Origin of the sequence: Promicromonospora sp. NPDC019610, assembly GCF_044389365.1 — a bacterium.
Lineage (GTDB): Bacteria > Actinomycetota > Actinomycetes > Actinomycetales > Cellulomonadaceae > Promicromonospora.
In genome coordinates this window covers 313410-324314 of sequence record NZ_JBIRXX010000004.1, presented here as the reverse complement: position 1 = coordinate 324314, position 10905 = coordinate 313410, and the positions used below count along the sequence as shown (strand labels likewise).

The window sequence follows — 10905 nt, the reverse complement described above, 5'->3', positions numbered from 1 at the left end:
CTACGTTCGACGTCCGGGCGGCCAGACTGCGTGGGCCCACTCGATCCACACCTGCGCGCCAGATCGTTGCGGGGACCGCCGCGCTCCCCTAGACTGGCCCCACAGCACCGGCCCCTCTGACCTCGCGGTCACGGGCCGGTTTTCATTTCACCGCGACAGGCCATCACTACACCTCTAGGTTTGCCGAGTGTCGATCTACGCCAAGCCGTACCTGTCACCCACACAACAGGCTGCACTTCTCGCGCAGCGCGGCATGGACCCGGCAGGGGCAGACGCGACCCACGGTCTCGGGACGATCGGCTACTACCGGCTCAGCGCTTACTGGTACCCGTACCGGGTGATCGATCAGCAGCAGACGAGCCAGTCGCGACGAGTGCGTCGGCACAGCGCTGTCCCCGCAGGGACGGCGTTCACCCAGATCCTTGATCTCTACTCGTTCGACCAGTGCATCAAGATGGCGGTGATGGAGGCCGTCGAGCGGATCGAGGTTGCCGTCCGGGTACAGATCGCGGATGTTCTGGGACGCCGGAGCCCCTTCGGGCATCATCAGACCCACTGCCTCGACGGCGCGTTCACGGGCCGTCGTCCGGGCGAGTCCCAGTCGAGGCACGAACGCTGGTTGGACCGCCTCCGCGAGCAGCAGCGCCGCTCGTCGGAGGACTTCGTGCAGCACTTCCGGACGAAGTACACCGGCGATCTCCCCGTCTGGACGGCAATCGAGCTGCTCGACTTCGGAGCCATGGCGACGCTGTTCACCGGTCTCAAGCGGGCGGACCGGGACGTCATCGCCGCGAGGCTCGGTGTGGTCGACCAGCGTCAGCACGGCGACGGTTCGGTCCTCGCCAACTGGTTGAGAGTCCTCAACTTCGTGCGAAACACCTGTGCGCACCACGCCCGCCTGTGGAACCGCCACTTCACCGACAAGGTGCGGACGAGCGCACTCGGCGGGATCGAGAGTCTTCAACACCTCCGGCACGTGAGCGAGCGAGATCGTGCGCGCTTCTATCCTGCGCTCGCCGTGATCTGGCACCTGATGAGCACCATCTCACCCGAGTCGACCTGGCACGTGCGGACACGGGCAACGCTCGACCGGTTCCCGACGGACGGCGTCGTCGGCCCCGCCGACATGGGTTTCCCGCCTGACTGGAGCAGACACCTGAGGCCCCGGCCGCGCGGCTAGCGACCGACCCGGGCCGCCAGCGCCAGCAGCGAGCGGTCCGAGCCTGCCGGGCCCACCAGGCAGGCACCGGCCGGGAGGCCGCCGGACGTCGTCACCGGGACCGACACCGCCGGCAGGCCGCCGAGGCCCGCGACGCAGGTCAGCAGCATCGTCGCCTCGCGGGCGGCCTCGGCGTCCTCGGGCCGCGGCGCGACGGTCGCCGTCGAAGGCAGCACGAGCACGCGGTTCCCCAGCCGGTCCCGGATCTGCGCCCGCGCCCGCGCGACGTCGGAGCGCGCCGCCTCGGCGTCGGCCGCGCCGACGGACCGCGCCCGCTCGAACCGCCCGCGCACCGCGGGGCCGAGCGTGTCCATCCGGTCGGCCAGCCACGCGCCGTGCACGGCCCACGCCTCGGCCGCCTGGAGCGTCTGGAAGGCGGCGAGCCATGCCGGCTCGGGCGCCCAGTCGACCGGCCGCGCCCCGGCGGCCCGCGCGAGCTGCCCGACGGCGTCGCGCACCTCGGGCGCGGCCAGGTCCAGCAGGGCGTCGCTCACCACGAGCGGGGCGTCCTGCGGCAGCGGGGCCGTGTCGGCCGAGAGCAGCACCTCGCCCACCCGGGCCAGCGTGCCTGGGTCGCGGGCGAGCCAGCCCACGGTGTCGAACGACGGCGCCAGCGGCAGCAGCCCGCCCGACGGCACCGCGCCGTGCGTCGGCCGGATGCCCCACAACCCCTGGTACGCGGCGGGCACGCGCACCGACCCGCCGGTGTCGGTGCCGAGCGCGACACTCGCCTGGCCGGCGGCGACCGCCGTGGCCGGGCCCGACGTCGAGCCGCCGCTGATGCGTCCCGGCGCGCGCGGGTTGGGCGGGGTGCCGTGGTGCGCGTTCGCCCCGGTCAGCGAGTAGGCGAACTCCTCGGTCTGCGCGAGGCCCGCGACGGCGGCACCGGCCGCGAGCAGCCGCGCGACGGCGTCGGCGTGCTCCTCCTCGACGGGCGCCGCCGCGAGCCAGGCCGGGCTACCGGCGCCGACCCGCTCGCCGGCCACGGCGAACAGGTCCTTGACCGCGACGGTCTCGCCGTCGAGCACGCCGGAACCGGTGGGGGCCACCAGTGGGCCGGGCTCGGGCCGGACCCGCCACACGCTGAGATCGGAAACCATGCGCACATGCTGCCAGGCCCGCGCGCGAGGGCGGGCCAGGCCGGAAGTGCGCTTCTACCCCGCCATCGGGCCCGGAAAGCACCGTGTTCCGGGCCGGATGGCGGGGTAGAAGCGCACCTCCGGGAGCGGGCGGGGCGAGGCGCGATGGGCAGGCTCCGGCGGGAGGGAGAATCCGCAGGTCAGCGGGCCACAGGCCGGAGCGGGTGAAGTCCGGACAAACCTCTGGTCGCGCCCGTCGGCCCTGTGCGATCCTCCGAGACCGGGACTGCCACCCGGCGCCCCTGAGGTCTGTCCGATCGGGGAGTCGAAGATGCTGCAAGGCCTGGGGCTGTCCGGAACCGCCGAGTCCGTCTACCTGCAGATGCTCCGGGACCGCGAGGCGGGGCCCGACCGGATCGCGGAGTCGCTCGGCCTCGACGTCGCACAGGTCCGCGACGCGCTGGACGAGCTCTCCCGCCTGATGCTCGTCGAGGCGTCGTGGGCGGGCGACGACGGCTTCCGTCCCGTGAGCCCGGAGATCGGGCTGGCCGCCCTGCTCGCGCGCGAGCAGGCACAGGTCGCGCAGCGCAACCAGGAGATCGAGGAGGGCCGCGTCGCCCTGGCACGCCTCGTCTCCGAGCTGCAGAACGTGCGCAAGGGACCCGACGTCGAGGTACTGGAGACCGCGGAGGAGGCGCGCGACCGCCTGGCGACCCTCACCGAACGGTGCACGCAGCAGCTGTGCACGTTCGTGCCGACCCGGGCCACGTCGTCCCGCGCGCTGGAGTCGAGCCGGGCGCTGAGCCAGCGTCTGCTGGACCGGGGCGTACGCATGCGGACCGTCTACCTGGAGAGCATCCGCAACGACCAGGCCACCTGGGACCACGCGACCTGGCTGCGCAACAACGGCGCCGAGGTGCGGCTCGCCGCGACGGTCCCCGTCCGGCTGCAGATCATCGACCAGGGCTACGCGATGGTTCCTCTGGCCAACACCGAGGCGGGCTCCGGCGCGGTGGTGATGACCTCCCCCGGCGTCGTGGCCGCGCTCATGGCGCTGTTCGCGCAGACCTGGCGGTCGGCCACCCCGCTCGGCGCGGACCGACGGCGGGACGACGACGGCCTGTCGGTGCAGGAGCACGAGCTGCTCCGGCTGTGGGCCAAGGGCGCCACCGACGAGACCGCCGGGCGCCGGCTGGGCGTGTCCCTGCGGACGGTGCGCCGCCTGAGCAGCACCCTCATGGAGCGGCTGGACGCCGGCAGCCGCTTCCAGGCGGGCGCCCGGGCGCTGGAGCGCGGCTGGCTGGACCCGGCCGACCTCAGCTGATCCGGGCCGACCTCAGCCGAGCTCCGCCGGGCTCCAGACCCGGACCGCGCCCAGCGACCATTCGCGCAGCTCCAGGGAGTCCGCCGCGGCGAGCACCAGGCGGCACCCGGTCGCCGCCGCCCGCTCCGGCGGGACCAGCAGGAAGATCACCACGCCGAAGCCCGTGGGCAGCGTGCCGGCGTAGACGTGCATCAGCTCGTCCTGCGGTACGGCGACGGCCTGGACCGCCTCGACGAGCTCCGCCGACGTGGTCCAGGCCGTGGTGGGCGCCTCGACATGGATGCTGACGACCCGCATCGATCGTCAGGGCTGGGTGGCCGTCGGCGGAGCCGACTCCCACTGCGGGTCGGACCACTGCGGGTCCGACTCCCACTGCGGGTCGGACGCGCTGGCGGCGACCTGGCCCGCGCCGGTGAGCAGGAGGGCGGTCAGGACGACGGCGGCGACGCGCTGGACGTTGTTGATACGCACGATGAATTCTCCGTTTCGACGCGGGATTCTTGCTTTCTGTTTCTTATTCTTTCCCGCCGTCGGCCCGGCAACAAGACAATGGCGCTGTCCTGACCGTGCCACGACAATTCCGGCCGCGCCCAGGACAAATGGCACGGTCCTGCCACCGCATGCGGTGGCAGGACCGTGCCATTGTCAGCCGGGTGACCGGATCACATGTTCACCCGGATACCGAAATCACCCCCGTAGACGTTCGTCACGTGCACGCTGGTCGAGTTGCGCGGTGGCGCCGCCTCGACCATCTGGCCGTTTCCTAGGTATATCGCCACGTGATAGGTGCTCGACCAGCCGCCCCACATGATCAGGTCGCCGCGCTGCAGGTTGCTCATGGAGACCTTGGTGCCCTTGCTGAGGTGGGCGCCGGTGTAGGTGCCGATGTCGACGCCCGCACCCTGCCAGAACGCGTACTGCGTCAGCCCGGAGCAGTCGAAGCCGAACCGGCTCCGGTCGTCGTAGCCGCCCGGGCTGCAGCAGATGCCGTAGGTCGGGCCGTACTTGTTGCCGCCGCCCCAGGAGTAGGTGTAGCCCTGGCCGGTCTGGGCCAGCGCGGCCTGGATGACCCGCTCGACCTTCTGCGCGTAGTCGCCGCTCGTGTCGCCACCGGGGCTGCCCGGGTCGACAGGACCCTCGGAGACCGGGCACGTGGTGCCCGTGATGAACTTGTGGGAGGCGTTGTTGTTGTAGAGCGTGCCGTTCAGCGCGCCCTTGAAGCCCGCGGCCACGGCCTGCGAGGAACCGCCGTAGTAGCTGTTGTAGTAGACGCAGACGGTCTTGCTGGACCGGTTCCACACGGAGGCGGCGTTGTTCTTGATGCACTCGCCCTGGCCGGCGCCAGCACCCTTGAAGTCGTAGCACGACGGCTGCGACGTGCCGTAGTCACCGACCGAGTCGGAGAAGTCCGAGATGGACCCCGCGTTGCCGCTGTTGTAGTAGTAGCAGACCTCACCGGACTCGCAGGTGCCGCTGCGCGAGCCGCCACCGGGGGCGGTCGCCCCGACGAACTGGTGCGAGGCGTTGTTGTTGTAGAGCGTGCTGTTGAGCGCGCCCTTGAACCCCGGGGCGACGTCCTGGTAGGTGCCCGCGTAGTTGCTGTTGTAGTAGACCCGGACGGTCTTGGTCGACCGGTTCCACACCGACGCGGCGTTGTTCTTGATGCACTCGCCCTGGCCGGCGCCCGCACCCTTGAAGTCGTAGCACGTGGGCTGCGAGTCGCCGTAGCTGCCCGCCGACTCGGTGAAGTCGGAGATCGACCCCGCGTTGCCGCTGTTGTAGTAGTAGCAGAACTCGCCGTCCTCGCAGGTGCCGCTGCGTGCCCCGGTGTCGTTGCCGGTGGTACCGACGAGCTGGTGCGAGGCGTTGTTGTTGTACAGCTCCGCGCTGAGCTGGCCCTTGTAGCCCGAGCCGATGTTCTGGTACTCGCCGCCGTAGCCGGTGTTGTAGTAGACGCGGACGTTCTCGCCGGTCCGGTTCCACACCGAGGCCGCGTTGTTCTTGATGCACTCGCCCTGGCCGTTGCCCGACCCCTTGAAGTCGTAGCAGGACGGCTGCGCGGTGCCGTAGTCGCTCACCGAGCCCGTGAAGTCCGAGACGGACCCCGCGTTGTCGCTGTTGTAGTAGTAACAGAACTCGCCGCTGTCGCAGACCCCGTCACGTGCCGCGGCGGACGCAGGTCCCGCCACGCTCACGAAGGCCCCCAGGAAGGTGGCCAGCAACGCGATCATCGCGAGAAGCGCAGGTGCTCTTCTCATCAACATTCTCCCTTCAGCGGGCCGTTCTCCGGCCCGGTGCTTTCTCTGCCGATTCGGGATGCCGGACCGGATAGGGAAATGTTTGCAATGCGCAGACAATGCCGGGAAGTGGGATGACGGTGCCACCGACCATGAATGACTGCTCGGGACAACTACCGCGATCCTGGCACCAAGATGCACGCCGCGGGCGTGGCAGCGGTGGGCCAGAAAAAAGATCGCGGGTCGGCGGGCCGCACTGTTGGATCGCCGTATGACCGTCATCATGAGCACCCCCGGCACGGACGACCTGGCCGCCGCGACCGACGCGCTGCGCGCGTGGCAGGACGACGCCCGGCCCGTGCAGCTGCACCCCGGGGACGTGGGCTGGTACCAGCGGTTCGGCGGCGGGACCGTGGCGGCAGCCGTGCGGACCTGGAGCCGGGACGGGCGGGTGCTCGCCGTCGGCCTCCTCGACGGGGCACGGGTGCTGCGCATGACGACGGCGCCCGACGCCCACCGCGACGAGGAGCTGGCGCGGCGGCTGGTCGCCGACGTGACGGCGCCGGAGCGCGGAGTGCTCCCGGACGGGGAGGTCAGCGTCGAGGCGCCGCCCGGCGCCCTGGTGAGCGACCTGCTCGCGGACGAGGGCTGGCGCACCGAGGACCCGTTCACGCCGCTGCAGCGTGACCTCACCGACCCCGTCGAGGACCCGGGCGTGCGGGTCGAGGTGGTCGGCCCGGACCGGGTGAGCGATCGCACCCGGGTGCACCGGGAGGCCTTCGGCGGCCCGACGTTCACGGACGAGCGCTGGCACGACATGGCCGCCGGCCCGCTGTACGCCGACGCACGCTGCCTGCTCGCCTACGACGACGCGGGTGTGCCCGTCGGCGCGACGACCGTGTGGTCGGCCGGCCCCGGCCGGCCCGGCCTCATCGAGCCCCTCGGCGTGCACCCGGACCACCGCGGTCGCGGCTACGGCCGGGCGCTCACCGTCGCCGGGGCGGCCGCGCTGCGCGAGCTCGGGTCGTCCAGCGCCGTCGTCATCACGGAGGCCGCGCTCGTGGGCGCGGTCGCCACGTACGTGTCGGCAGGGTTCGAGCGGCTCCCCGACCGCCACGACCGCCAGCGAGCCGCGTAGGGGTCACGGGCGCCGAAGGTAAGGTTCGTCGGCGGATGAGCGCTCAAGCGCCGACAGACCCTACGTTCGACTCGTCGGGTCGCGCTCGTCAGATCCGCGAGAAGTCCGCCTTGCGGATCCGCGCGTGGACGCCCTTGACCACGTCGACCACCTGCGAGATGTCGAAGTCCGTGGCGGCCGACAGGTACGCGTAGGCGTGCGCGGGCGACATCCCGTACCGCACCCCCAGCAGCGCGATGGCCGCGCGCACGCAGTTCTGCACGGCCACGTCGAGGTCGCGGTCGAGCCCGGTCGGCACCAGGAGCTCCGTGGTCTCGGCGAGCGGCCCGGCCAGCTCGCCGAAGGCGGCGACGGCGTCCGCGGCCGGGATGAGGTCGAAGCCGAGCCGCACCCGGAGCGAGGCCTCGAACGCGGTGAGCGCCACCTCGCCGTCGCCCTGCGCGAAGTGCGGGTCCCCCACGTACGCGAGCGCCCCCGCGACCTGCACCGGCAGGTACAGGGTGGACCCGGCGCCCAGCAGGTTGATGTCGATGTTGCCGCCGAACGGCCCCGGCGGCACCGAGTGCGGCCGCTCGTCGCCGGCGGCGGCCACCCCCATGATGCCGAGGAACGGGTGCAGGTCGAAGCGCACGCGGCGCTCGGCGCCCTCGGCGAGCGGGATCGAGCCGCGCCCCGCGCCGTCGGCCCACGAGTCCACCTGGGCGAAGACGCTCACGATGTCCGCCCCGCCGGCCGGGTACTCGCCGGGCAGGGAGCCGCGGCCGTGCCGGTTCGAGATCACGCCGTACGGCACCCGGGGGTCGGTGGACAGCACGCGGATCGCGAGGAGGTCGCCCGGCCGCGCGCCGCGCACCTCGACGGGCCCGGTGACGACGTGGCCGCCGTGCGCGCCCGGCACGTCGGGCAGGCCAGGCGTGCGGGCACCCAGCCGGGAGCGGCGGGCGGCGGCGAGCTCCACGGCATCGGCCAGGACGGCGCCCTCGGCGACCCCGCGCTCGGCGAACCAGGCGAGCGGGTCGCCGCCCTGGTCCTCCAGGATGCCCTCGTGGGACAGGGTGTCGACCACGACCTCCTCGCCCGGGTCCACGGACAGCACGGCGCGGTCCGCCGCGCAGGGCAGCCGGCCCCAGTAGGCGGTCTCGGTCGAGGTGGGCAGGTACGCGGCCCCGTCGACGACGGCGGTGCCGGCGCCCGCGCTCGTCCCCGTGCCGGGCTGGAGGATGGTCTGCTGGTGCACGGCCCGAGAGTACACAGCGGGTGTTGCGTGCCCGCGGCGGCGGCGTTGCGCCGGACGCCGTCGTCGGCGGCGCGCCCCGGCGTCGTCAGACCTGGAGCAGCGCCCGCGCCGCGGCGCGGGCGGCGCCGAACGGGTCGGGCTGCGCGCGCGTCGTGTGCGCCACCATCGCGCCCTCGTACAGCAGGTGGACCTGCTCGCCGAGGCGCTCCGCGTCCGGGTGCCCGGCGTCGCGCAGCAGCCGCCGGAACTCGGCGAGCATGTACTGCTTGTCGGCCAGGATCACGGCGTTGCCCGGGTGGTCCGTGGCACCGATCTCGCCGTGCGCGTTGACGAACGCGCACCCGCGGACGTTGTCCTCGGCCCACTCCTCGGCGACCTCGAGCGCGACCAGCACCTGGTCGAGCCCCGTCGCCCCGCGATCCGCGAGCCGCCGCCCGAACCACGTGGCCCAGCGCTCGTGCCGCCGGGTCAGGTACGCGGCCACCAGGGCGTCCTTGGACCCGAACCGGTCGTAGAGCGTCTTCTTCGTGACGCCGGCCTGGTCGGCGATCAGGTCGACGCCGACGCCGCGGATGCCGCGCTCGTAGAACAGGGCGCTGGCGGCGACGAGGACCCGTTCGCCGGCGGGGGTGTCGGGGTTGGGGCTGCGGCGGGGCACGGGACCTCTCCTGAGCTGCTGGAATGCTGGTCTACTGCGAGTATACCGACCTGTGTGGTTACCTGCTACGCATGAGTTTTCTCCGGCACCTCGCACCCGCCCTGCTCGTGGTCATGTGGAGCTCCGGCTTCGTGGGCGCCACGTTCGCGGCCCCGGTCGCGCCGGCCGCGACCACGCTCCTGTGGCGCTACGTCGCCGCCGCCCTGCTGATGGTGGTGATCGTGCTCGCACTGGGCCGCCGGTACGGCCCGCGCTACCTCCGGCGCGAGGCGGTGCTCGGCGCCCTCGGCCAGGCCGGCTACCTGTACGGCGTGTTCCGCGCGGTCGAGGAGGGCCTGCCGGCCGGGACCGCCGCCCTGCTCGCATCGCTGCAGCCGGCGCTGGTCGCCGTCGTCATGTCCGGGTTCGCTCGCGGGCGTGGGCGTGGGCGTGGGCGCGGGCGCGGGGCTGGGAGCGGCCTCGGACACGGGGCCGGGCGTCGGTCGGCGAGCGACGGACGGCGCCAGGCCGTGGGCCTGGCCGTCGGGTTCGCGGGGGTCGCGCTCGCCGTCGGGCCGGACGTCGCGGCGGGGAGCGGCGTCGCGGGCGCGCTCTGGGCCGTGCTCGGCATGGTGTCGCTCTCGGCCGCCACGGTGCTGGGCGACCTGTGGCCCGCGCCGGACGAGGGGCGCCAGCACGACGTGCTCGACTCCCTGGCCGTGCAGGGCGTCGTCGCGCTCGGGATCTTCGCCGTGCTCGCCCTCGCGAACGGCCAGGCCGCGCCGCCCGCCGACCCGACCTTCTGGTTGGCGATCGCCTGGCTCGTCGGGCTGGCGTTCCTCGGCGGCTACGGCATGTACCTGTACGTGCAGCGCACGCGCGGACCGGTGGCGGTGAGCACCTGGCTCTACCTCACCCCGGCGGTCTCCGCCGCGTGGGCCTGGGCCATGTTCGGCCAGGACCTGCCGCTGCTCACCGTGGCCGGGTTCGTGGTGAGCCTGGCGGGGGTGCTCCTGACCCGGCCCACCCGACGGCCCGCGGACGAGACGCGGCCCGCCTCGGCGCAGGTCACCACGCATGCCCCCAGCGCGCCACGTGGTGCCACACCTTCTTGAGGTCCTGCGGGTGCTGCTCCCCGGCACGCACGGCCGCGCCGATCGCCCGGGCGTCCAGCACGCCGTCCGTCGCGTGCCCGACGGCGACCGCGCGCGCCACGTCCACGATCGCCGGGCCCCGGAACTCCGGGCGCGCGGCCACCTCGTCCACGTGCAGGGTGAACCCGTGGTGCCACTCGACGGCGACGCCGAGCCCCTCGGCGGCCTCGGCCACGGCGGTGCCGCGGTAGCAGGGGTCCAGCACCAGCGCGTCGACGTCGTCCGGCAGGTCGACCGCGCCGTGCACCTGGGCCTCGACGTAGTCGTCCAGGAGGTCGTGGACGCCGGCCGCGGTGTCGGCGTCCGCCAGCGCGACCAGCGGCGCCGGGTCGGCAGCGGCGAAGTGCTCCGGCTCCAGGAAGGAGTCCGGGTAGCAGAACGTGGTGCGCTCCAGCACGTGCGGACGCAGGCGCAGGTGGGCGGAGCCGAAGCGGACGGCGCCGCCCGCCGCCCGGCGGCGGTGGTTCAGCGCGCCGTAGCGCGGACGCAGGTGCGGTGCGGCGTCGTCGTACCGGCCGTCGAACATGCGCTGCTCCCAGCGCCACCGGTCGCCGCCCTGGTGCGCGGTGAGGCCGCCGTTGCTCGTGCCGGTCTCGAACTGGGAGCGCCACACGCGGTCGTGGGCGAGGCGCTCGATCAGCGTCTCGCTGCCGTCAGCGACCAGCCGGTCGGGGTGGAAGTTGATCGTGACCAGCCAGTTCATACCGGGAGGCTACCCGGCGCTCGCGGTGCGGCCCGAGCGAGTTCGGCAGTTGGCGTCCAGGTCGGCAGTTGGGGGGGGGGGGGGGGGGGGGGGGGGGGGCGCCCCCGGCCCGCCCCCCCCCCCCCCCCGGGGGCCCGGGGCCCCCCCCCCCCGGGCCCCCGGGCGCCGCACGGCGGG

General features: G+C 73.3%; 11 protein-coding genes. 4 read left to right on the top strand and 7 right to left on the bottom strand.

Annotated elements, in window-relative coordinates:
• Nucleotides 1–187: 187 nt before the first annotated feature.
• Nucleotides 188–1180 carry an Abi family protein gene (locus tag ACH45N_RS26310; protein WP_397398956.1) on the top strand — a complete coding sequence of 331 codons (993 nt, stop codon included), beginning with the start codon at nucleotides 188–190 and terminating at the stop codon, nucleotides 1178–1180.
• Here the strand turns inward: ACH45N_RS26310 and ACH45N_RS26305 are convergent.
• Nucleotides 1177–2319, bottom strand: a complete 1143-nt coding sequence (locus ACH45N_RS26305; protein WP_397398954.1) for an amidase — start codon at nucleotides 2317–2319, stop codon at nucleotides 1177–1179. The genes ACH45N_RS26310 and ACH45N_RS26305 overlap by 4 nt on opposite strands.
• A 310-nt stretch (nucleotides 2320–2629) precedes the next feature.
• Between ACH45N_RS26305 and ACH45N_RS26300 the strand changes: the two genes are divergently transcribed.
• Nucleotides 2630–3622, top strand: coding sequence for a LuxR C-terminal-related transcriptional regulator (locus ACH45N_RS26300; protein WP_397398952.1), 993 nt, complete (start codon nucleotides 2630–2632; stop codon nucleotides 3620–3622).
• Nucleotides 3623–3634: 12 nt separating this feature from the next.
• Here ACH45N_RS26300 and ACH45N_RS26295 read toward each other — a convergent pair whose 3' ends face one another.
• From ACH45N_RS26295 to ACH45N_RS26285, 3 genes are all read right to left on the bottom strand, one after another.
• Nucleotides 3635–3919 carry a hypothetical protein gene (locus ACH45N_RS26295; RefSeq protein ID WP_397398950.1) on the bottom strand — a complete coding sequence of 95 codons (285 nt, stop codon included), beginning with the start codon at nucleotides 3917–3919 and terminating at the stop codon, nucleotides 3635–3637.
• 6 nt (nucleotides 3920–3925) lie between these two features.
• Complete coding sequence (locus tag ACH45N_RS26290; RefSeq protein WP_397398948.1) at nucleotides 3926–4093, bottom strand: hypothetical protein; 168 nt, start codon at nucleotides 4091–4093, stop codon at nucleotides 3926–3928.
• Nucleotides 4094–4284: 191 nt separating this feature from the next.
• Entirely contained in the window at nucleotides 4285–5880 is a 1596-nt protein-coding gene (locus ACH45N_RS26285; RefSeq protein WP_397398946.1) for a peptidase inhibitor family I36 protein, read from the bottom strand.
• A 250-nt stretch (nucleotides 5881–6130) separates the two neighbouring features.
• Between ACH45N_RS26285 and ACH45N_RS26280 the strand changes: the two genes are divergently transcribed.
• The gene (locus tag ACH45N_RS26280; protein ID WP_397398944.1) at nucleotides 6131–6997 is read left to right on the top strand and encodes a GNAT family N-acetyltransferase; all 867 of its coding nucleotides are present in this window, start codon (nucleotides 6131–6133) and stop codon (nucleotides 6995–6997) included.
• A gap of 88 nt (nucleotides 6998–7085) precedes the next feature.
• On the opposite strand, the gene ACH45N_RS26275 is transcribed toward ACH45N_RS26280, so the two are convergent.
• The gene (locus ACH45N_RS26275; RefSeq protein WP_397398942.1) at nucleotides 7086–8234 is read right to left on the bottom strand and encodes an acetamidase/formamidase family protein; all 1149 of its coding nucleotides are present in this window, start codon (nucleotides 8232–8234) and stop codon (nucleotides 7086–7088) included.
• An 85-nt stretch (nucleotides 8235–8319) separates the two neighbouring features.
• The gene (locus tag ACH45N_RS26270) at nucleotides 8320–8892 is read right to left on the bottom strand and encodes a TetR/AcrR family transcriptional regulator (protein WP_397398940.1); all 573 of its coding nucleotides are present in this window, start codon (nucleotides 8890–8892) and stop codon (nucleotides 8320–8322) included.
• Nucleotides 8893–8963: 71 nt separating this feature from the next.
• On the opposite strand from ACH45N_RS26270, the gene ACH45N_RS26265 reads away from it, so the two are divergent.
• Entirely contained in the window at nucleotides 8964–9986 is a 1023-nt protein-coding gene (locus ACH45N_RS26265; protein WP_397398938.1) for a DMT family transporter, read from the top strand.
• On the opposite strand, the gene ACH45N_RS26260 is transcribed toward ACH45N_RS26265, so the two are convergent.
• Nucleotides 9940–10728 carry a DUF3626 domain-containing protein gene (locus ACH45N_RS26260; protein WP_397398936.1) on the bottom strand — a complete coding sequence of 263 codons (789 nt, stop codon included), beginning with the start codon at nucleotides 10726–10728 and terminating at the stop codon, nucleotides 9940–9942. The genes ACH45N_RS26265 and ACH45N_RS26260 overlap by 47 nt on opposite strands.
• Nucleotides 10729–10905 lie beyond the last annotated feature (177 nt).

Coding starts and splice junctions, on each gene's coding strand:
- ACH45N_RS26305 (WP_397398954.1), bottom strand. CDS start 2,319: ATGGTTTCCGATCTCAGCGTGTGGCGGGTCCGGCCCGAGCCCGGCCCA.
- ACH45N_RS26300 (WP_397398952.1), top strand. CDS start 2,630: ATGCTGCAAGGCCTGGGGCTGTCCGGAACCGCCGAGTCCGTCTACCTG.
- ACH45N_RS26295 (WP_397398950.1), bottom strand. CDS start 3,919: ATGCGGGTCGTCAGCATCCATGTCGAGGCGCCCACCACGGCCTGGACC.
- ACH45N_RS26285 (WP_397398946.1), bottom strand. CDS start 5,880: ATGAGAAGAGCACCTGCGCTTCTCGCGATGATCGCGTTGCTGGCCACC.
- ACH45N_RS26280 (WP_397398944.1), top strand. CDS start 6,131: ATGACCGTCATCATGAGCACCCCCGGCACGGACGACCTGGCCGCCGCG.
- ACH45N_RS26265 (WP_397398938.1), top strand. CDS start 8,964: ATGAGTTTTCTCCGGCACCTCGCACCCGCCCTGCTCGTGGTCATGTGG.
- ACH45N_RS26260 (WP_397398936.1), bottom strand. CDS start 10,728: ATGAACTGGCTGGTCACGATCAACTTCCACCCCGACCGGCTGGTCGCT.